Annotated in this window: 17 protein-coding genes; 12 read left to right on the forward strand and 5 right to left on the reverse strand. The window is 64.5% G+C overall.

Going from position 1 to position 20,917, the window contains the following annotated elements; all coding sequences use genetic code 11:
• Positions 1-25 precede the first annotated feature (25 nt).
• Positions 26-2,302, forward strand: a complete 2,277-nt coding sequence (locus H618_RS0101300) for a TonB-dependent siderophore receptor (RefSeq protein ID WP_245586739.1) — start codon at positions 26-28, stop codon at positions 2,300-2,302.
• Positions 2,303-2,368: 66 nt separating this feature from the next.
• On the opposite strand, the gene H618_RS0101305 is transcribed toward H618_RS0101300, so the two are convergent.
• Positions 2,369-3,007: a C40 family peptidase gene (locus tag H618_RS0101305; RefSeq protein ID WP_028693340.1), complete on the reverse strand. Its 639-nt coding sequence runs from the start codon at positions 3,005-3,007 to the stop codon at positions 2,369-2,371.
• A gap of 167 nt (positions 3,008-3,174) precedes the next feature.
• Here H618_RS0101305 and H618_RS0101310 point away from each other — a divergent pair, with 167 nt between their 5' ends.
• Positions 3,175-3,594 carry an NINE protein gene (locus H618_RS0101310; RefSeq protein ID WP_028693341.1) on the forward strand — a complete coding sequence of 140 codons (420 nt, stop codon included), beginning with the start codon at positions 3,175-3,177 and terminating at the stop codon, positions 3,592-3,594.
• 45 nt (positions 3,595-3,639) lie between these two features.
• On the opposite strand, the gene H618_RS0101315 is transcribed toward H618_RS0101310, so the two are convergent.
• The 3 genes from H618_RS0101315 to H618_RS0101325 form a co-directional block, all read right to left on the reverse strand.
• Positions 3,640-4,335, reverse strand: a complete 696-nt coding sequence (locus tag H618_RS0101315; protein ID WP_028693342.1) for an SPOR domain-containing protein — start codon at positions 4,333-4,335, stop codon at positions 3,640-3,642.
• Between the two features lies 1 nt (position 4,336).
• The gene (gene argS, locus H618_RS0101320) at positions 4,337-6,073 is read right to left on the reverse strand and encodes an arginine--tRNA ligase (RefSeq protein WP_028693343.1); all 1,737 of its coding nucleotides are present in this window, start codon (positions 6,071-6,073) and stop codon (positions 4,337-4,339) included.
• 140 nt (positions 6,074-6,213) lie between these two features.
• The gene (locus H618_RS0101325; RefSeq protein WP_028693344.1) at positions 6,214-8,433 is read right to left on the reverse strand and encodes a primosomal protein N'; all 2,220 of its coding nucleotides are present in this window, start codon (positions 8,431-8,433) and stop codon (positions 6,214-6,216) included.
• A 167-nt stretch (positions 8,434-8,600) separates the two neighbouring features.
• Here H618_RS0101325 and rpmE point away from each other — a divergent pair, with 167 nt between their 5' ends.
• The 3 genes from rpmE to H618_RS0101340 all read left to right on the forward strand — a co-directional run bounded on the left by rpmE (position 8,601) and on the right by H618_RS0101340 (position 11,088).
• Positions 8,601-8,816: a 50S ribosomal protein L31 gene (gene rpmE, locus H618_RS0101330; protein ID WP_028693345.1), complete on the forward strand. Its 216-nt coding sequence runs from the start codon at positions 8,601-8,603 to the stop codon at positions 8,814-8,816.
• A 2-nt stretch (positions 8,817-8,818) separates the two neighbouring features.
• A complete protein-coding gene (locus H618_RS0101335) occupies positions 8,819-9,640 on the forward strand; it encodes a thermonuclease family protein (protein ID WP_028693346.1) in 822 nt (273 codons plus the stop codon).
• A 179-nt stretch (positions 9,641-9,819) separates the two neighbouring features.
• Positions 9,820-11,088, forward strand: a complete 1,269-nt coding sequence (locus H618_RS0101340; RefSeq protein WP_028693347.1) for a malic enzyme-like NAD(P)-binding protein — start codon at positions 9,820-9,822, stop codon at positions 11,086-11,088.
• Between the two features lie 162 nt (positions 11,089-11,250).
• On the opposite strand, the gene H618_RS0101345 is transcribed toward H618_RS0101340, so the two are convergent.
• The gene (locus H618_RS0101345; RefSeq protein ID WP_028693348.1) at positions 11,251-13,704 is read right to left on the reverse strand and encodes a penicillin-binding protein 1A; all 2,454 of its coding nucleotides are present in this window, start codon (positions 13,702-13,704) and stop codon (positions 11,251-11,253) included.
• A 182-nt stretch (positions 13,705-13,886) separates the two neighbouring features.
• Here H618_RS0101345 and pilM point away from each other — a divergent pair, with 182 nt between their 5' ends.
• From pilM to H618_RS0101380, 7 genes are all read left to right on the forward strand, one after another.
• Positions 13,887-14,780 carry a type IV pilus biogenesis protein PilM gene (gene pilM, locus H618_RS21085; RefSeq protein WP_033727349.1) on the forward strand — a complete coding sequence of 298 codons (894 nt, stop codon included), beginning with the start codon at positions 13,887-13,889 and terminating at the stop codon, positions 14,778-14,780.
• Positions 14,780-15,316 carry a PilN domain-containing protein gene (locus tag H618_RS0101355; RefSeq protein WP_028693349.1) on the forward strand — a complete coding sequence of 179 codons (537 nt, stop codon included), beginning with the start codon at positions 14,780-14,782 and terminating at the stop codon, positions 15,314-15,316. Before pilM ends, H618_RS0101355 begins: the two co-directional genes overlap by 1 nt.
• Positions 15,313-16,350 (forward strand): pilus assembly protein PilP, encoded by a 1,038-nt coding sequence (locus H618_RS21090; protein ID WP_028693350.1) that lies wholly within the window; start codon positions 15,313-15,315, stop codon positions 16,348-16,350. Before H618_RS0101355 ends, H618_RS21090 begins: the two co-directional genes overlap by 4 nt.
• A complete protein-coding gene (locus tag H618_RS0101365) occupies positions 16,307-17,542 on the forward strand; it encodes a type IV pilus secretin PilQ (protein ID WP_033727399.1) in 1,236 nt (411 codons plus the stop codon). Before H618_RS21090 ends, H618_RS0101365 begins: the two co-directional genes overlap by 44 nt.
• 4 nt (positions 17,543-17,546) lie before the next feature.
• Positions 17,547-18,065: a shikimate kinase AroK gene (gene aroK / locus H618_RS0101370; RefSeq protein ID WP_028693352.1), complete on the forward strand. Its 519-nt coding sequence runs from the start codon at positions 17,547-17,549 to the stop codon at positions 18,063-18,065.
• 96 nt (positions 18,066-18,161) lie between these two features.
• Complete coding sequence (gene aroB, locus H618_RS0101375) at positions 18,162-19,259, forward strand: 3-dehydroquinate synthase (RefSeq protein WP_028693353.1); 1,098 nt, start codon at positions 18,162-18,164, stop codon at positions 19,257-19,259.
• Between the two features lie 15 nt (positions 19,260-19,274).
• Entirely contained in the window at positions 19,275-20,864 is a 1,590-nt protein-coding gene (locus H618_RS0101380; RefSeq protein WP_028693354.1) for an SPOR domain-containing protein, read from the forward strand.
• The last annotated feature ends 53 nt before the right edge of the window (positions 20,865-20,917 follow it).

A 20,917-nucleotide genomic window follows, 5' to 3' on the forward strand; every position in this document is an offset into this window, starting at 1 on the left:
TTCCCAAATGATCCAGAAGAGCATCATGATCCCCTCTACTTCCTCAGCCCGAGGCGGCTTGCGCCTCACCCCCCTGGCCCTGGCCGTCACCCTCAGTCTTGGCGCCAGCGCCCACGCCGCCGATGGCGGCGCGCTGGAACTCGACGCCACCACGATCGAAGACAGCAGCCTGGGCGCTGATGAAACCGGCCAGCTAGGGTACACCGTCGAGAGCACCCGTAGCGCCACCGGGATGAAACTCAGCCCACGCCAGACCCCGCAGTCGGTCACCACCATTACCCGTCAGCAGATGCAGGATCGTGATATCCACAGCATCGAGCAGGCGCTGGAGACCGCACCAGGCGTGACCGCCAGCAAAATGGAAGTTGGCGGGCGTACCGAGTTCCGCGCGCGCGGCTACGGCATCAGCAACTGGAAGATCGATGGCCTGCAATACCCCGGTAGCACCGACTTCAGCGGTGGTGGCGCGGCGCTGAACATGGACATGTACGAGCGTGTCGACATCGTGCGCGGTGCCAACGGCCTGCTCGGCGGCACCGGCGATCCGTCGGCCACCGTCAACCTGATCCGCAAGGCGCCGACCAAGACCTTCGGCGGCAGCGCCTACGCCACTTACGGCAGCTGGGATAAACGCCGCCTGGGCGCCGACCTCAACGTGCCACTGTCCGAAGACGGTCGCCTGCGCTCGCGTTTTGTGGTCACCCAGCAGGACGCCAACTCGTTCCGCGACAACCAGTCCGAGCGCTCCCGCGCCGCATTGGCCAACTTCGCCTTCGACCTGAGCGATGCCACCACCTTCAACGCCGGCTACCAATACGAATACAGCAAGACCGCCGGCGGTGGCTGGGGTGCCAACATTCCTATCTGGTTCGCCGATGGCAGCAAGACCAACCTGCCGCGCAGCAGCAACCTGGCTCCAAGCTGGAGCTTCGGCGAAACCGAGACGCAAACCGTGTTCGCGGGCTTGCAGCACCGCTTCGAGAATGATTGGGAACTGGACCTGAAGGGTTCTCAAAGCACTATCGATGCCCTGAGCCACCGCGGCCTGGCCAAGGTCAACTCGGTCCGCCGTGGTGTGTACGGCGGGTATTGGGATCAGGAAGGCGGCGGGGCGATTCTCAACGGCCTGCACCAGTCCACCGACACCACCCAGCAGTCGGCACAGATCGATTTGTCCGGCCCGTTCCAACTGCTGGGGCGTACCCACCAGGCAATGGTTGGCTACAGCGACAGCCGCACCGTGGCCTGGTCGCCGCAGTACAGCTGCACCATGGTCGGTAACGGGCAAAGCTCGGGGCCAGTGACCGGTTGCCTGTTCCGCGCCAACAATGGCCTGCCGATCAGCAACTGGCTCGACGGCGTGGACGACGACCTGAACATGCTGGCCTCCAAGACCGGCCTGCACAGCAAGGTCACCACCCGCCTGCAAGGCATGTACGCTGCGACCCGCCTGAGCATTACCGAGCCACTGTCGGTGATCGTCGGCGCCCGCAGCAGCAACTACTCGGCCATCACCCGTGGCGTCGATGGCAGTCGCACCAGCCAACACAATAATGGTGTGGTCACCCCTTACCTGGGCGCTGTGTACGATCTGGACGACAACTACTCGCTGTACGCCAGCTATACCGACATCTTCACCCCGCAGACCCAGCAGACCGTCAGCGGCGGCACAGTAGAGCCGATCCGTGGCCAGAGCTACGAAACCGGTATCAAGGGTGAGTGGTTCGATGGTCGGCTGAACGCCTCGGCGGCGTACTTCCGCACCAAGCAGGACAACAAGGCGGTGCTCGACGGTGACCTCACCACGCCGACCGGCAACTCGGCTTACAAAGCCGGCACTGGCCAGGAAACCGACGGCATCGACCTGGAGCTGGCCGGCGCCCTGACCCCGGACTGGAACGTCTACGCCGGCTACACCTACCTGCACTTCCGTCGCGTCGACAGCGATGGCCGGCAAGACCCGTCGCACCTGTTCAAGGCCTCGACCACCTATCGCCTGTCGGGCGCGCTGGATCGCCTGACCCTGGGTGCCGGCGTCACCGCGCAAACCAACATCCGCGCCGTGTCTTCGCCTGCCGGTCAGCCGAGCAATGGCATCAGCACCGGCCCGAGCGATGTGAACTGGTCGGGTTACGCGATCTGGAACGCGCTGGCCAAGTACCAGGTGACCGACGACACCAGCGTCACCCTCAATGCCAACAACCTGTTCGACAAGCACTACTACACCCGCTACGGCTTCTACGCCGGCGCCATTTACGGCGACCCACGCAGCCTGTCGCTGACGGTGAACACCGTCTTCTGACGCAACGAAAAACGGCCCGCAGATGCGGGCCGTTTTGTTTTTCCACTCAATGCAGGGACTAGTGCCTCAGCGCTTGGCGATCTTCAGGTCCTGCGCATTGAGCGGCTCTTTGGGCAGCACGCGTTTGGCGACCACGTAATGCTGCTGCCAGTAGGGTTTCTTCAGGGTGTCGATGCTGACCTTCTTGCCACGCCGTGGCGCGTGGATGAAGCGATCGTTGCCCAGGTAGATGGCCACGTGGTTGACCCGGCGGCTCTTGATGTTGAAGAAGATCAGGTCGCCCGGCTTCAGGTCAGTCTTGGCGACCTTGACGCCGTGACCGGCGGCCATGGCGCTGGAGGTGCGCGGCAGGTCGACGTTGGCGACGTCATTGAAGGCGTACTGCACCAGACCACTGCAATCGAAGCCTTTTTTCGGGCTAGTGCCGCCCCAACGATAGGGCGTACCGAGCATGTTTACGGCGCGGCTGAGCACGGCGTTGCTTTGCTTGGCCGGGACTGCGGCGGTGGGCAAGTTGTGCGCTTTGCTGCTGACCGGAACTGCGCGCAGAACGTTGAGGTGCTTGACTTGTGGACGCTTGACCGAGGCGCTGTGCACGGTCTGGCCAGTGAAGCCGTTGGGAAGACGTTGCTCACGATTGGTGGCGTGGGCGGCCAGTGGCAATAATAGACAGAGGGTCAGCCATGTCTTGAACAGAGGCGGCATAGATGAAGCTCTTATGAAAGTTGTGTGTTTGGCGCGCAACTTTATAACAGCTTTTTGATCAACTCCTGATCCGTTGGTCGATTGCGAGGCTACCGCCCGTCGGCCATCTTGAAAAAAGTCACAACTTTTTTTAGAAAATTTTCTGTATAAGCGGCGAGGATTACTCAATGAATGGTTATGGTCAAAGTCAGCCATTGCACGACACCCACAGCAAAGTGCTGGGGTATCTGCTGTGGATCTTCGGCTTCACCGGCTCACACCGGTTCTACTACGGCAAGCCGATCACCGGCACGATCTGGTTCTTCACCCTGGGCCTGCTAGGCATCGGCTGGTTGATCGACCTGTTTCTGATTCCGGCCATGGACCGCGAGGCCGATGCGCGTTTCCAGCCGGGGCGGGTGGACTACAGCCTGGCGTGGATTCTGCTGACCTTCCTCGGCGTGTTCGGCCTGCACCGGCTGTACCAGGGCAAGTGGATTTCCGCGCTGATCTACCTGTGCACCGGTGGGCTGTTCCTGCTCGGTGTGCTGTACGACTTCTGGACCCTCAATCGGCAGATCTCCGAGGTCAACGCCGGCCGCCGCTGAGCTGGAAAAAAGGCCCTGTCAGCATCGCTGGCAGGGCCTTTTCCGTTACTGACGGGTTTGTCGCTGTTGCAGCAGCAGGTTGCTGAAACCTGCCCCGGCCAGTTGTTTCTGCGCCACGGTGAGCTGTTCACGGTTGCTGAACGGACCGACCAGCACGCGGTACCAGGTTTCCTCTTTCACCGTGCCCGACTCGACCTTGACCGTCTGTCCGAGCAGGATGATCTGCGCGCGCACCTTGTCGGCATCGGCCTGCTTGCGGAACGAGCCGGCCTGCAGGAAGAACTGCGTGGTGGCCGCAGGTTTGATCACCGGCGGGGCGGGTGGCGGGGTCTGGCCGAGCAGCGCTGCCTGAGCGCGAGCGGTGTCGATTTTCGCGGCTTCGGCAGGGGTCACCGGGGTGACCGGCTGCGCAGGCACCGGCGGGGTTTTCTCCGGCACCGCTTCAGGCGGCACGATGACTTCCGATTCCGGCAGCAGGGTGTAGAAGTCGTACTTGGGCTTGACCGGCTGCTGCGGCGACGGCGCGGTCTTGTTGGCCTCTGCGACTTTGCCCGGCGCCTGCTTCTCGGGCTTGGCGCGCTGGATGTCGCCCGAACCCGGTTCGAGCTTCATCAGAAACACCACGAAGGCGCCCACGGTAAGGCCCACCGCCAGCCAGATCCACCCCGGAATCGGCTTCTTGCTGGGGGCTTGCTGGCGGCTGGCGCCGCGCTTGGGGGCAGGTTTTTTCTTGGCGGCCAAGTTACATGCGCTCCAGGGTTTCCAGGCCAAGCAGTTCCAGGCCCTGTTTGAGAGTACGGCCGGTCAGCGCGGCCAGGCGCAGACGGCTCTGCTGCAACTCCGGCGTTTCGGCGGCAAGGATCGGGCAGTTCTCGTAGAAGCTGGAGAACAGCCCAGCGATGTCGTAGAGGTAGCTGCACAGCACATGCGGCGTGCCTTTCTCGGCGACGCTGTTAAGCACTTCGCCGAACTGCGCCAGGCGCGCGGCCAGCTCCTGCTCGTGGGCCGCCTGCAGCACGATGCTGCCCTCGACCTGCTCGAAGCCCTTGCCCAGCTTGCGGAACACGCTGGCAACCCGGGTGTAGGCATACAGCAGGTAGGGCGCGGTGTTGCCGTCGAAGTTGAGCATCAGCTCGAAGTTGAAGCTGTAGTCGCTGGTGCGGTGCTTGGACAGGTCGGCGTATTTCACCGCACCGATGCCCACCACTTCGCCGATACGGCGCAGTTCCTCTTCACCCAGGCCTGCGTTCTTTTCCTTGACCAGCGTGTAGGCCCGCTCCTTGGCTTCGTTGAGCAGGTCAATCAGCTTGACCGTGCCGCCGTCGCGGGTCTTGAACGGGCGGCCATCGGCGCCGTTCATGGTGCCGAAGCCCATGTGCTCCATGCGCATCGGGTGACCGACGAAACCGGCGCGGCGGGCCACTTCGAACACTTGGTTGAAGTGCAGCGCCTGACGCTGGTCGACGAAGTACAGCGCACGGTCGGCCTTGAGCACGTTGCTGCGGTAGCGCACGGCGGCCAGGTCGGTGGTGGCGTACAGGTAGCCGCCGTCGGCCTTCTGCACGATCACCGGCAGCGGGTCGCCTTCGGCATTCTTGAACTCGTCGAGGAACACGCACTGCGCGCCCTGGTTCTCGACCAGCAGGCCGCTGTGCTTGAGGTCGCTGACGACGTTGGCAAGATCATCGTTGTAGGCGCTTTCGCCCATCACGTCGGCCATGCTCAGCTTGACGTTGAGCTGCTCGTAGGTCTTCTGGCAGTGCGACAGCGAGATGTCCTTGAAGCGCGTCCACAGCGCCATGCACTCCGGATCGCCGGCCTGCAACTTGACCACCAGGCTGCGCGCGCGGGTGGCGAAGGCTTCGGATTCGTCGAAGCGCTTCTTCGCCGCGCGGTAGAAGTTTTCCAGGTCGGACAGCTCGTCGCTGGTGATGGGGTTTTCTTCCAGGTAGGCCAGCAGCATGCCGAACTGGGTGCCCCAGTCGCCGACGTGGTTCTGCCGGATCACCTCGTCACCGAGGAACTCCAGAATGCGCGCCACGCTGTCGCCGATGATGGTCGAGCGCAGGTGGCCGACGTGCATTTCCTTGGCCAGGTTCGGCGCCGACAGGTCGACCACCACCTTTTCCGCGGCACCGGCCTTGCGCACGCCGAGGCGTGCATCGGCGAGCGCGGCGTCGAGGCGGCTGGCCAGGGCCGCGGTGTTCTGGAAGAAGTTGAGAAAGCCGGGGCCGGCGATTTCCACCTTGCTGATGTCGTCGCTGGCTGGCAGGGCCTGGATGAGTTTTTCCGCCAGGTCGCGTGGCTTCATACCGGCCGGCTTGGCCAGCATCATGGCGATGTTGCTGGCGAAGTCACCGTGGGTCTTGTCGCGGGCGTTTTCCACCTGGATCGCAGGCGACAGACCCTCAGGCAGCACACCGTCGGTGACGAGTTGGGTGAGGGCTTGCTGGACCAGCTGGCGAATGGTGTCTTTCATCAGGTTCTCTTTTCGACCGCAAGCGCGGCGGGGCGCTTCGATGCGCTGGTGGAAAAACTGCACATTATCCGTGGCCGGAAGCGGGTTGCCAACCTTTCACGGCCAATGGTCGTGCACACCGCGCCGCCAGCGGGCGTGACTCAATACAGGTCGACCGGATCGACGTCCAGCGACCAGCGCACCTGTCGGCCGCTAGGCAATTGCTCCAGCTGCACCAGCCAGGCGCTGAGCAGCCGGTGCAGCGCCGCCCGGCCACTGGCCTGCACCAGCAACTGCGCGCGGAAACGCCCGGCGCGGCGTTCCATCGGGGCTGGCACCGGGCCAAGCAGCTCGATGCCGGTCTGCGGAAATTCCGCCAGCCAGGCTTCGGCGGCCGAGCACGCCAGGTCGAGAAACGCCTCGGCCTGCCCCGGCTTGTGCGCCTCGGCACGCAACAGCGCCAGGTGCGAGAACGGCGGCAGGCCGGCGCTGCGACGCTCGCTCAGGGCCTGTTCGGCGAAGGCGAAGTAGCCCTGCTCGGTCAACTGCACCAGTAGCGGATGCTCGGCCAGGTGGGTCTGGATGATCACCTTGCCCGGCTCTTCGGCACGTCCCGCGCGACCGGCGACCTGCATGATCAACTGCGCCATGTGCTCGCTGGCGCGGAAATCGCCGGAGAACAGCCCGCCGTCGGCGTTCAGCACGGCGACCAGGGTCACCCTGGGGAAGTGGTGCCCTTTGGCGAGCATCTGGGTGCCGACCAGGATGCTCGGCTGGCCGCGCTGGATGGTGGTGAACAGCGTGTGCATGGCGTCTTTGCGCGAGGTGCTGTCGCGGTCGACGCGCAGTACCGGGTAATCGGGGAACAGCAGCTTGAGACGTTCTTCGGCGCGCTCGGTGCCGGCGCCGATGGGGCGCAGGTCGACGTGATCGCATTGCGGGCATTGCTGCGGCAGGCGTTCTTCATGGCCGCAGTGGTGGCAGCGCAGCAGGCCCGAGCGCTGGTGTACGGTCATCCGCGCGTCGCAGCGCGGGCAGCCCGACAACCAGCCGCAGTCGTGGCACAGCAGTGTCGGCGCGAAGCCACGGCGGTTGAGGAACACCAGCACTTGCTGGCCCGCTTCCAGGGTCTGGCGGATGGCCTGCTGCAACGGCCCGCTGATGCCGCTGTCCAGCGGCAGGCTGCGCACGTCCAGGCGCAGCAGCCGCGGCGGCTGCGCGCCGCCAGCACGCTGATGCATGCGCAGCAGGCCGTAGCGGCCGGTGTGGGCGTTGTGCAGGCTTTCCAGCGAGGGCGTGGCCGAGCCGAGCAGAATCGGAATCTGCTCCTGATGGGCGCGCACCACCGCCAGGTCGCGGGCGTGGTAACGCAGGCCTTCCTGCTGTTTATAGGAGCCGTCGTGTTCCTCGTCGATGATGATCAGCCCGGGGTGCTTCATGGGCGTGAACAGCGCCGAGCGGGTGCCGATGATGATGTCGGCTTCGCCGTCTCGGGCGGCTATCCAGGCGTCCAGGCGCTCGCGGTCGCTCAGGCCAGAATGCAGCAGGGCGATGCGCGCGTTGAAGCGTTGCTCGAAGCGCGCCACGGTCTGCGGGCCGAGGTTGATCTCGGGAATCAGAATCAGCGCCTGCTTGCCGGCTTGCAACGCTTCGCGGATCAGTTGCAGGTACACCTCGGTCTTGCCGCTGCCGGTCACCCCGGCCAGCAGAAAGGCGTGAAAGGCACCGAAGCCTGAGCGCACGGCGGCGAACGCCGCTTGCTGTTCGTCGTTGAGGGTCAGTTCCGGCTGCGCCAGCCAGTGCTCATGGCGCGGCGCCGGCAGTTGCCGCCGCACCTCCACGTTCACCAGGCCCTTGGCCAGCAGCAGGTCGAGGCTGTCCTTGTTCAGTTGCAGCTTGCTCAGCAGGCTGTGGGCCACCCCATGCGGGTGCTGGGCCAAGGTCTGCAAGGCTTCACGCTGGCGCGGCGCGCGAGCGATGCGCGGGTCACTCAGGCTCGCGCCGTCTGCCGCGTGCCAGTAGCGCTCCTGGCGCGCCTCGGCCAGCTCGCCCTGGCGCAGCAGGTTGGGCAAGGCCCAGCTCAGGGTGTCGCCCAGGCTGTGCTGGTAATACTGCGCGGTCCACAGGCACAGCTTGAACAGCGCCGGGGGCAGCGGCGAGACCTCATCGAGCAGCGCGCGGGCAGGCTTTAGCTTGTCGTCCGGCACCTCGCTGCGGTCGTCGACCTGCACCAGCACGCCGATCATCTCGCGGCGGCCGAACGGCACGCGCACGCGCATCCCCGGCGTCAGCGTGCGGCCTGCCAGGCCTGCCGGTGCGCGGTAATCGAACAGGCGACGCAAGGGCGAGGGCAGGGCGAGGCGCAGGATGACGTCGGACACGCGGGAGGTCTCTGGAGGGTGTTTCAGAATGCGACGAGCCTAGCAGACGACAGTCGGTGCAAGCGACAACTTGCGCTCAGGACGCGCTCTGGTATTATTCGCCGCCTAATTACGTGCGGTATTCAACAATGGTGTTGGGTGGCGGCACGCAGCTCGAGGAAATGACGATGAAAGACAATATCCATCCGAATTACGAAGCAGTTGCAGTCACCTGCAGCTGTGGCGCTCAGTTCGAAACCCGTTCGACCCTGGCCAAGCCTCTGTCGATCGACGTTTGCTCGCTGTGCCACCCGTTCTACACCGGTAAGCAAAAAGTTCTCGACACCGGTGGTCGCGTACAGAAGTTCGCAGATCGCTTCGGCATGTTCGGTGCCAAGAAGTAAGACTGCGCATGGCGAATTCTTCGGAGTTCGTACTGTTGCAAAAAAAGGCGTCCCTGGTGGGCGCCTTTTTTGTGGGCGTCTTCTGGCACCTTTCGGCCGCAGCGCTGTGCCCATTGCCGCTGCCCAAGGCGACGGTTGCGGTCGCTGAGGTGGTCGATGGCGATACCCTGCGCCTGGGCAACGGCCGCAGCGTTCGGCTGATCGGCATCAACGCCCCGGAAGTCGGTCGCGGCAAGCGCGCCAGTGAACCCTACGCCATCGCCGCGCGGCAGCGCTTGCAGGCGCTGGTCGAGGCCAGTGGCGGGCGTATCCATCTCGTCCGCGGGGCGGAGTCCAACGACCGCTATGGCCGCATCCTCGCCTATGGCTACGCGCGAACTGGCGACAATCTGGCTGCACAACTGCTGCGTGAGGGGCTGGGCTACCACAGCGCAATCGCCCCCAACACGCGTCTGGCGATCTGTCAGGGCGAGGCAGAGCAGGCTGCACGTACGGCCCGTCTCGGGCTCTGGCAGGGTCAACCCGTGCAACGCGCGCGCACGCTGAAACACTCCGGTTTCGCTGTGGTCAGCGGCCAGGTCACGCGTATGCAGCGGCGCAATGGTGCGCTGTTGCTGGATGTCGATGGCGTGCTGCGAGTACGCCTTCCCGCTCGTCTGCTGCGCAGTTATCCCGCGGCATTCGCGGATACCCTCAAAGGGCGAACGGTGGAAGTGCGGGGCTGGATCGTCAGCCGTTCAGGTGCGCGTGCCGCCACGCCGCGCTCACTGCGCTGGCAGCTGCAACTGAGCCACCCAAGCATGCTCAGAGGGCCAGCTGGATAGAAAGTTGTAGACACTATCATCGCTGATTGTACACACTGGCTTTTCCACGCCACCGTAGGTCCTAGCGCAAAGTCGTAGACCAAGGGCCTTGACAGTTGTGACCGGGCAGTCTTGTCGCTCCCCGGCACATTGCGTATCCTCGGCGGCCCGTCAGAACAGTAAAAAGCGGAATGCCTACCATGTCAGATCTCAAAACTGCCGCTCTCGACTACCACGCTCAGCCTCGTCCGGGGAAACTGAGCGTCGAGCTCACCAAGCCTACCGCCACCGCGCGCGACCTGGCCCTGGCCTACAGCCCGGGCGTTGCTGAGCCGGTGCGTGAAATCGGCCGTGACCCAGAGCTGGCTTACAAGTACACCGGCAAGGGCAACCTGGTCGCAGTGATTTCCGACGGCACCGCCATTCTCGGTCTGGGTGACCTCGGCCCACTGGCGTCCAAGCCGGTCATGGAAGGCAAAGGCGTTCTGTTCAAGCGCTTCGCCGGTATCGATGTGTTCGACATCGAAGTCGAGTCGGAAAGCCCGCAGGCCTTCATCGACACCGTGCGTCGCATTTCCATCACCTTCGGTGGCATCAACCTCGAAGACATCAAGGCCCCTGAGTGCTTCGAGATCGAGCGTACGCTGATCGAGCAGTGCGACATCCCGGTGTTCCACGATGACCAGCACGGCACCGCCATCGTCACCGCGGCCGGCATGATCAACGCCCTGGAGATCGCCGGCAAGACCCTGCCTGAAGCGCAGATCGTCTGTCTCGGTGCCGGTGCTGCGGCCATCTCCTGCATGAAGCTGCTGGTGAGCATGGGTGCCAAGGTCGAAAACATCTTCATGATCGACCGCAGCGGCGTGATCCACGCTGGCCGTGACGACCTCAACCAGTACAAGGCGCAGTTCGCCCACGCCACCGACAAGCGCACCCTGGCCGACGCCCTGAACGGTGCCGACGTGTTCGTTGGCCTGTCCGGCCCGAACCTGCTCAGCGCCGAAGGCCTGAAGTCGATGGCGCCGAACCCGATCGTCTTCGCCTGCTCCAACCCTGATCCGGAAATCAAGCCGGAACTGGCCCATGAAACCCGCAGCGACGTGATCATGGCCACCGGTCGTTCCGACTACCCGAACCAGGTCAACAACGTGCTGGGCTTCCCCTTCATCTTCCGTGGCGCTCTGGACGTACGTGCCAAGCGCATCAACGAAGAAATGAAGATCGCCGCCGCCATCGCCCTGAAAGACCTGGCCAAGCAGCCTGTGCCTCAGGAAGTCTGCGACGCCTACGGCGTTCAGGCCTTGGAGTTCGGTCGTGAGTACATCATTCCCAAGCCGATGGACCCACGCCTGATCACGCTGGTCTCCGATGCCGTGGCCAAGGCCGCCATCGAGTCCGGCGTCGCCACCCTGCCGTATCCGAAGCACTACCCGCTCAAGGGTGTGGATGACGTCTTCAACGGCTAAGCGGCCTTGCATGAAAAACCCGCTCCTGGTGAGCGGGTTTTTTTATGGGGCAGCTGCGAGCTTGAAGTCGCAAGCCGCAAGCTGAGCGGTGTGCCGTGATAGATCGCGTCAGGCTCGCCCTGACGCAATCCATCTTGCCGCTTGCCGCTTAAAGCTTGCCGCTTAGAACAGGTCCATGGGCGCCGATTCGTCGGCCGGCAGTGGGCTGCCTGGCGCTACACCGTTGCCCAGCTCATCGCCATTGGGCGGTGAGTCTTCGGCCTTGAACAGCTCGAAGTAGGCGTTGGGTGTGCTCGGCGTTGCGGCGCGGCCACTGATTGGGTCGACGCGCAGGCTGAGGATGCCCTGGGGTTGAGCCGGTGGGTGGCTGGGCTTGTCCTTCAGCGCAGCGCCCATGTAGTTCATCCAGATCGGCAGCGCCGCAGTACCGCCGTATTCGCGGCGGCCGAGGCTTTCCGGCTGATCGAAACCAACCCAGACGGTGGTCATGAAGTCGGCGTTGTAGCCAGAGAACCAGGCGTCCTTGGACTCGTTGGTGGTGCCGGTCTTGCCCGCCAGGTCGTTACGGCCCAGGGCCAGCGCCCGGCGTCCGGTGCCGCGCTTGATCACGTCCTGCAACATGCTGGTGAGGATGTAGGTGGTGCGACCGTCGACGATACGCTCGGCCACCGCCGGTGGCTGGGTGGCGGCGAAGGCCTGGTCGATGGCGTTGGGCGCTTCGCCGGGCAGGCCGCCGGTGCTGATCGGCTGTTCCGGTGCGGCGATACCGGCCTGATCCTCGGCGCCTTGTGGCACGCGTGGCGGGTTGGCGGTGAAGAGTGTCTCGCCACTGCGGCTTTCGATGCGCTCGATCAGATACGGGCTGATCTTGTAGCCGCCGTTGGCGAAGGTGCTCCAGCCTGCGGCGATCTCCATGGGCGTCAGGGTGGCGGTGCCCAGGGCCAGCGACAGGTTGTAGGGCAGGTCCTGCTTGTTGAAGCCGAAGCGGGCGATGTAGTCGACCGTGCGGCCTACACCCATGGCTTGCAGCAAGCGGATCGACACCAGGTTGCGCGACTTGTACAGCGCTTCGCGCATGCGGATCGGGCCGAGGAAGGTGTTGGTGTCGTTCTTCGGACGCCAGACCTTGTCGACGTTGGGGTCGGCGAACACGATCGGTGCATCGTTGACCAGGCTGGCGGCGGTGTAGCCGCTGTCCAGGGCCGCGCTGTACACGAACGGCTTGAAGCTCGAACCGGGCTGGCGCTTGGCCTGGGTGGCGCGGTTGTAGTTGCTCTGCTCGAACGAGAAGCCGCCGACCAACGCGCGGATCGCGCCGCTGGTGGGGTCTAGCGAGACCAGGGCGCTTTGCGCTGCGGGCACCTGGCTGAATTTCAAGGTGCCGTCGGCCAGGCGCTGGACCCGCACCAGGTCGCCCACCTGAGCGACGTCTGCCGGCGACTGCGGCGCGCGGCCCTGGGCGTTGGTGTTGATGAACGGACGCGCCCATTTCATCGAGTCCCAGGCAATCTGCTGATCCTGGCCGCTGCGGGTCAGCACGCTGATGCCGGTCTTCTCGACTTGGGTGACGATGGCCGGCTCCAGGCCGCCGAGGGTGCGCTGCTTGCTCAGCTCGGCCAGCCATTCGCTGCGGCTCTTGCCCGGGAAGCGCGCCAGCGGGCCGCGATAGCCATGGCGCTCGTCGTACTCGCTGAGGCCTTTGAGCACCGCGGTGTTGGCCATTTCCTGGAGATCGCTGGGCACGCTGGTGGTGACGCGGAAGCCTTCGGTGTAGGCATCGCTGCCATAACGCCCGACCATCTCGGCGCGGGCCATCTCTGCCACGTAAGGCGCGTACACCTCAGGGGTCGGCACGTGATAGCTGGCGTTGAGCGGCTCGGCCAGGGCGTTCTGGTAGCTGGCCTGATCGATCTTGCCGAGGCGATACATGCGCCCCAGGATCCAGTCGCGACGCTCTTTGGCGCGCACTGGGTTGGCCAGCGGGTTGAAGCGCGAGGGCGCCTTGGGCAGGCCGGCAATCATCGCCATCTGCGCCAGGCTGACGTCACGGATCGATTTGCCGTAGTACACCTGCGCGGCGGCATCGATGCCGTAGGCGCGGTTACCCAGGTAGATCTTGTTGACGTACAGCTCGAGGATTTCGTCCTTGGTCAGCTCGCGTTCGATTTGCAGCGCCAGGAGAATTTCGTTGGTCTTGCGCGAGAAACTGCGCTCGCTGGTGAGGAAGAAGTTCTTCGCCACCTGCATGGTGATGGTACTGCCGCCGGTCTGGATGTGGCCGGTTTTCACCAGCTGCGTCGCCGCGCGCATCAGGCTGCCCGGGTCGACACCGTAGTGATTGAGGAAATTGTCGTCCTCGGCTGACAGAAGCGCCTGGATGAACTGTGGGGGAATTTCCTCGAAACGGATGGGAGAGCGCCGCATCTCGCCGAATTCGGCGATCAGCTTGCCGTCGCTGCTATACACCCTCAGGGGTATCTGCAACTGGATGCTTCTGAGCGAGTCGACCGACGGGAGGTTGGGACTAAGATACAGAAACGCGCCGCTCAGACCGAGTACGAGCGAGCAGATGACTGCAACGAAAGACCACCAGCAGAATTTCAACAGGCGTATCAAGGCTTTTGGGTGTCCAGGTTGGGAAGTGGATTGCACGCGTCCGGGGACTGGGAAAAATCGCCGGCATTATAAGCACTTTTCGCTTGACTGGGTCACCGTCCGGGCAGTCCGCCGACTGTCAGTGAACGGCTTGATCGACCTCTGGAGCCGGGGTATCGCCACCCGCAGAAAAGGAAAAACCAGTGCTTGGACGCATAGGCAGGGATGCCAGTTCACCTCTGGCGGTGGAAATCGCCGCCGACTCCATTCGAATCGTGCAATTGAACCGCCGCCGCGGCCGGCCCCGCATCAGCGCGTGGGCGGTGGAAATGCTCGAGCGCAGTACACCGCTGCCAGGGTTGTGCCAGCCGTTGCGCCGGGCCGTGCAGCGCTGCGCCAGCCGTCAGCGCAAGGTCGTTCTGGCGTTGCCGGCCGCCCAGGTGATCTGCAAGACCTGCGCGCTGCCGGCCGGTCTTGTCGACACCCAGCTAGAGCAGCAGCTGTTGCGTCAGGCCGAGCAGTTGTTGCCTTTTCCGCTGGATGATCTTGCCCTGGACTTTCAGGTGCTCGGCCCTGCAGCCCAGCCGGGCCAGGTCGAGGTGCTGGTGGCCGCGTGCCGACAGAGCCTGATAGATCCCTACGAGCAACTCTGTGCCGAGGCCGGGTTGCAACTGGTCGGCATCGAGGTAGACAGCTTTGCCCTGTTGCGACTGCTACGCGGTGGCGCTGCCGAGGGCGCGGCGTTGTTGCAGGTGGAGGCGAACGAAGTGCTGTTGCACCGCTGGGGCGCCCGGCACCTGGCGCTGCAGCAACGAGCGCCAGAACTTCCCGGCAGCGATCCACTGGCCTGCGTCGACTGGCTCCGCGGGCTGTGGCAAGAGGCTTCAGCGCTTGGCCCTCCCACGCAGTTGTCGTTGACCGGCGCGCGCGCCAGCGAGGCGTTGGCTCAGGTGCTGTCTGCGCAACTGGGCCTGGCCTGCGCAGTGTGGACGCCGCTGGAGTCGATGCAGCCCGGCGCGCCGATCGACGAGCAACTGCGCAGCCAGGTTGGCCGGCTGGCGTTGGCCCATGGCCTGGCGTTGGGAGGGCTGCGCTGATGATTCGGCTGAACTTGCTGCCTTGGCGCGAGCAGCGCCGCCACGCCGCGGTACGGCGCTTTCAGGCCACACTCGTGGCCGGCACGGTGGGCGCGTTGGCGCTGGTGACGGTGATCGATCAGTTGGCGCAGTCGCGTGTGCGCGAGCAGCGTCTGGCCAATGCTGACGCGCAGCGTCAGGTCGAACGCCTGCAAACCGATGTGCAGACACTCGATGAGCTGCGTGCGGCGCGGGCTGCACTGGAGCTGCGCCAGCGCGTGCTGACTCGCCTGAGAAGCGATCAAGCGCTGCTGCCGAGCATGCTCGCCGGTCTTGAGCAGGCCATGCCCAGCGGCCTGCAGCTCACCGAACTGCGCCTTGACGGTGAACGGGTGGTGCTGATCGGCCTGGCCGCATCGCCTGCCCTGGTCGCCCAGTGGGTGCGCGAGTTGCAGCAGTTGGGGATGCTGAGCGATGTCGAGATCAGTGCGATTCGCAACAGCGTCGATGGCGAGGCGTTCGAACTGCTCGCCAGGCTGCCAGCGCGCTGGTCATGAAGGCGCTGTTATGGCTCGACTGGCAGGCGATGGCGGCGCGGCACTGGTTACAGAGGCTGCTGCTGGTGCTGCTGCTGATGTCGGCGGTGGTCGCAGTAGGTTACTGGGTGCGCGTGCAGGCCTCGCAACACGCGCTCGAGCAGGCCTTGGCCCAGGCCCAGCAGCTGCGCACCCTCCACGCCCAGTTGCGCACACAGGCCGAACATGTGCAGGCCGAGCGCGAGGCAGTGGCGCAGGCCAGCGCGCGCTTGCTCGACAGCCGCTGGCGGCTGGCGGCCGGCGAAGACAGCAGCGATCTGCTCGATCAACTGAGCCGGGCAGGGCATGCCCATGGCCTGGCCTTCGAGCAGGTGGCGATTGCCGCAGAGCCTGCGCAAGCCGATTTCCGCCCCTCGACCCTGCAGATTCAGGCCGGCGGCAGCTACCCGGCATTACGCCAGTGGCTCGATGACTGGCTGGGGCAGATGCGCCTGCTGCGTGTTGGCGAGCTGCGCTTGACCCAGTCCTCGACCGATGCCGGGCGCGTTCAGGCACACCTGCGCGTCACCGCCTACCACCCTGGTGAGGTCCTGGCTGCGCCGGTGTCACTGGCCGAACAGCCCGCCCGTGGCCGCGCGCCTGCGCTTGAGGTCGATCTGTTTCGCCCGTGGTCGACGCAGCGGGTGGCCGGCGATCTGCGCGGTGTGCCGCTGGAACAGTTGAAAATGGTCGGCAGCCTGTTCAGTGCGCAGCGACGGCAGGCGCTGATCGCCGCTGCCGGGCGTATTCATCGGGTGCGGGTCGGTGACGCCCTGGGGCGTTATCAGGGCAAGGTGGTGGCAGTCGAAGCCGGGCAGGTGCGGGTACAGGAACGCATTTTCCTTGGCGACATGTGGCAGGAGCACAACAGGACGTTGTGGCTTGGAAACAGCGTGGGTAATCGAGGTGCAGATGAGCGAGACGGCAAGGAGGCGAGGGTGCTGGGCGGTGTTGCCGATTCTGGTGTCGCTGATGCTGATGTGGCTGCCGATGCAGGCGCAGGCGAGCGAGGATGAACGGCTGTCGTTGAATTTTCAGGATGTCGAGGTACGTGCGGTGCTGCAGGTGCTGGCCGAACACGCCGGAGTCAACCTGGTGGCCAGCGATACGGTTCAAGGGCGGGTCACCTTGCGGCTCGAGCAAGTCGGCTGGCAGCAGGCCCTGGACCTGGTCTTGCGCAGCAAAGGCCTGAGCCGGCGCCAGGAAGGCAACGTGCTGCTGGTTGCACCCACTTCGGAGCTGGTCGAGCAGGCTGCGCAGGCGCGGCTGGGGGATGTGCACGAAGCGCAGCAACAGCCGCTGCAGCGCGAGCTTTTGCCCATCCACCACGCCAATGCTGCGCAGCTGGCCGACTTGCTGCTCACCGCGCTGGGCGATGAACCGGGTTTTGCCACCCGCGGTGGGCTGAGCGTGGATGTGCGCACCAACACCTTGATCGTCAGCCAGCCGGCGCAGCGTCTGCAAGAACTGCGCACGCTGGTCCGGCAACTGGATGTGCCGGTGCGTCAGGTGATGATCGAGGCGCGTATCGTCGAGGTGAATGTCGATTACCAGCAGGGGCTGGGGGTACGCTGGGGCAGTGGCCTGTACGAGGAGGGCGCGCGCGCCGGCAAGGAGCTGTTCGTCGACCTGGGCGTGGAGCGCGCAGGGGCGGTGATTGGCCTGGGCCTGCTGCGCAGCGAGGTGCTGCTCGACCTGGAGCTGAGCGCCATGGAAAAGACCGGCAACGGCGAGATCATCTCCCAGCCCAAGGTGTTCACGGCCGACAAGGAAACCGCAAGGATTCTCAAGGGCACCGAGGTGCCGTACCAGGAGACCAGCAAGAGCGGTGCGACCTCGACCTCGTTCCGCGAGGCCTCGCTGTCACTGGAAGTCACCCCACAGATCACCCCGGATGGCGATGTCATCATGACCGTGCGCGTGACCAAGGACGAACCCGACTACCTCAACGCCCTGAACGACGTACCGCCGATCCGAAAGAACGAGGTCAACGCCAAGGTCCGCGTGGCCAATGGCGATACCATTGTGATTGGCGGCGTGTATTCGACGTCGCAAAACAAAGTGTCCGACAAGGTGCCATTTCTCGGTGATCTGCCGTATGTTGGGCGGCTGTTTCGACGCGATGCATTACAAGAGAAAAAATCCGAGCTTTTGGTCTTTCTGACTCCGCGTATCATGGGAGACCAGGCGATAGCTGTGAGTCGTTGATTCTGTGCGAAATATGATACTTGTGGGGCCGATGGGCGCGGGTAAAAGCACCATCGGCCGCTTGCTGGCCAAAGAGCTGCGTTTGCTGTTCAAGGATTCCGACAAGGAAATCGAACTGCGCACGGGCGCCAATATCCCGTGGATCTTCGACAAGGAAGGCGAGCCAGGCTTTCGCGACCGCGAACAGGCCATGATCGGCGAGCTGTGCGAACTTCAAGGCGTGGTACTGGCCACCGGCGGCGGCGTTGTCATGCGTGAGGCCAATCGTCAGGCCCTGCGCCAGGGTGGGCGGGTGATCTACCTGCACGCTTCGGTGGAGCAGCAGGTCGGGCGCACCGCCCGTGACAGAAACCGCCCGTTGCTGCGCACGGCCAACCCTGAAGCCACGCTGCGCGCGCTGCTCGAACTGCGCGACCCGCTCTACCGCGAAATTGCCGACCTGGTGGTGGAGACCGACGAGCGCCCGCCGCGTATGGTGGTACTCGACATTCTCGAACGGCTCGAGCAGTTGCCGCCCCGGTAAGCCGCGTCTATTCTCGGCGACCACTGCCGAGACGCGTTCAACGTTTTCGCGCGGGTCGCTGCGACGATCCCGTGCTCCAGTACATCGTGGGGATACATGCAGACACTGAAAGTCGATCTGGGCGAGCGTAGCTACCCCATCTACATTGGCGAAGGCCTGCTGGACCAGGCTGAACTGCTGGCGCCGCACATCACCGGGCGGCAAGTCGCAATCGTGTCCAACGAAACCGTCGCCCCCTTGTATCTGCAACGCCTGAGTCACACCCTCGGCGCCTACAAGGTGCTGCCGGTGGTACTGCCCGACGGTGAGGCATACAAGAACTGGGAAACCCTGCAACTGATCTTCGACGCGCTGCTCAGCGCCCGACATGACCGTCGCACCACGGTGATCGCCCTGGGCGGTGGCGTGATCGGCGACATGGCCGGTTTCGCAGCGGCGTGCTACCAGCGCGGTGTCGACTTCATCCAGGTGCCGACCACGCTGTTGTCCCAGGTCGATTCCTCGGTCGGCGGCAAGACCGGCATCAATCATCCATTGGGCAAGAACATGGTCGGCGCGTTCTATCAGCCCAATGCCGTGCTGATCGACACCACCAGTCTTGGCACCTTGCCGGCCCGCGAGCTGTCGGCGGGGCTGGCCGAGGTCATCAAGTACGGCCTGATCTGCGACAAGCCCTTCCTCGCCTGGCTCGAAGAGACGATGCCGGCCCTGCGCCGGCTCGATTCAGCCGCCCTCACCGAAGCCATCGCCCGCTCCTGCGCGGCCAAGGCTGCGGTGGTGGGCGCCGATGAGCGCGAGTCTGGCGTGCGCGCCACGCTCAACCTCGGTCACACCTTCGGCCACGCCATCGAGACGCACATGGGTTATGGCGTCTGGCTGCATGGCGAGGCGGTGTCTGCGGGTACGGTCATGGCGCTGGAAATGTCCATGCGCCTGGGCTGGATCGATCAGGCCGAGCGTGACCGGGGCATCCGCCTGTTGCAGGCTGCCGGCCTGCCGGTGGTACCGCCGACGGAAATGACCCCGGCACACTTCATGGAACACATGGCAGTCGACAAGAAGGTACTCGATGGGCGTCTGCGTCTGGTGCTGCTGCGCCAGATGGGCGAGGCCATCGTCACTGACGACTATCCGACACAGATTCTCCAGGCGACGCTGGCGGCGGATTACCGCGCCATCGTGGCCCAGCTTTGAGGTTGTGACAGCGCGATGACCAGTTTGCATGCCGACGAGGCCTTCCTCGACCATTACGAGTTGAGCCACGACCCTTTCGCCCCACGGGTGCCAGGGTTCAAATTCTTTCCCGCCCAGCGCAAGCCGGTGTTGGGCCAGCTGCACCACCTGGCGCGCTACAGCCACCTGATGCTGGTGGTCACAGGACCATTGGGCAGCGGCAAGACGCTGCTGCGTCAGGCGCTGGTGGCCAGCACCAACAAGCAGTCGGTGCAAAGCGTGGTGGTTTCTGCCCGCGGAGCTGCGGATGCGGCCAGCGTACTGGGCCAGGTGGCGCAGTCGCTCAACGTCGCCAAGGCGGAAATGCAGGCCATTCTTTCCCAGGTCGTGCAGTTGGCGCTGACCGGCCAGGAAGTCTATCTGTTGGTGGACGATGCGGAACAACTCGAGGAGTCGGCACTCCAAGCGTTGCTGGAGTTGGCTGCCGGGGTGGCTGAGGGTCGCCCCCATGTGTTCCTGTTCGGTGAGCCGTCGCTGATCGCTCGGCTGGACGCGTTCAGTGCGGACGAAGAGCGGTTCCATGTCATCGAGCTTGAGCCCTATACCGAGGACGAAACGCGCGAATACCTGGAACAGCGCCTGGAAGGGGCAGGGCGTGGTATCGACCTGTTCACCCGGGAGCAACTGGCCGACATCCACGAAAACTCCGACGGCTGGCCTGGAATCATCAACCAGGTTGCCCGCGATACATTGATCGAAGCCATGATCGCCAGCCGCACCACGGCCAAGCGACCAACCATGGGGTTCACTATGCCGAAGAAACATGTACTGGCGTTGTCCGCAGTCATCGTGGTGGCCGTCGCCGCTGCGGTGCTGATGCCCAAGAAAGGTGACAAGCCTGCCCAGGAGCCTGTCACGCAGAGTCAGCAGGGTCAGACCAACGATGGCAGCCCAGCCATCGAGTTCTCCGGCACCACCAAGCCGCTGCCGCTTGGCGGGCAACAGCCCGTCGTGCGCGAACCGTTGGCCGAAGCCGCAGGGATGGGCGATGGCGAGGAAAACGGTCCGGCCAGCAATACCACGCTGCAACCGTCCAATCCGCCGACCGTGACCACCACCGCGCCGCCCGAAGGCGTCTCGGCAGGTCCGGCGCCCACGCCCGCTCAGCCCATTGCTCAGGCACCTGCGCAAAAGCCTGCGGCCACCCAGCCGGCCAAACCGGCAACGCCCGCCGCCAAACCCGCGCCTGCACAGCCTTCGACCCCTACCCAGGTCGCCAAGGCCGCGCCGGCTGTCAAGCCTGCGGAAAAACCGGCAGCAGCCACCGGCGGCAGCGGCAACAGCGGTTGGTACAGCAGCCAGAAAGCGGGCAACTACGTGGTGCAGATTCTCGGCACCAGCTCCGAGGCCTCGGCCCAGGCATTCGTCAAAGCCCAGGGCGGCGAGTACCGCTACTTCAAGAAATCCTTGCAGGGCAAGCCGCTGTACGTGGTGACCTACGGTAACTTCGCCAGCCGTGACGCTGCTATTGCGGCCATCAAGAACTTGCCAGAGAAGGTTCAGGCTGGTAAACCTTGGCCACGAACCGTCGCCAGCGTCCAACAAGAGCTGGCCTCGGCCCGCTGATCCTTCCGGGCGGCATCACCCCGCCGCCCAGTTGCTGAGCGATTCCCGACACT

Source organism: Pseudomonas cremoricolorata DSM 17059 = NBRC 16634 (genome assembly GCF_000425745.1).
GTDB lineage: Bacteria > Pseudomonadota > Gammaproteobacteria > Pseudomonadales > Pseudomonadaceae > Aquipseudomonas > Aquipseudomonas cremoricolorata.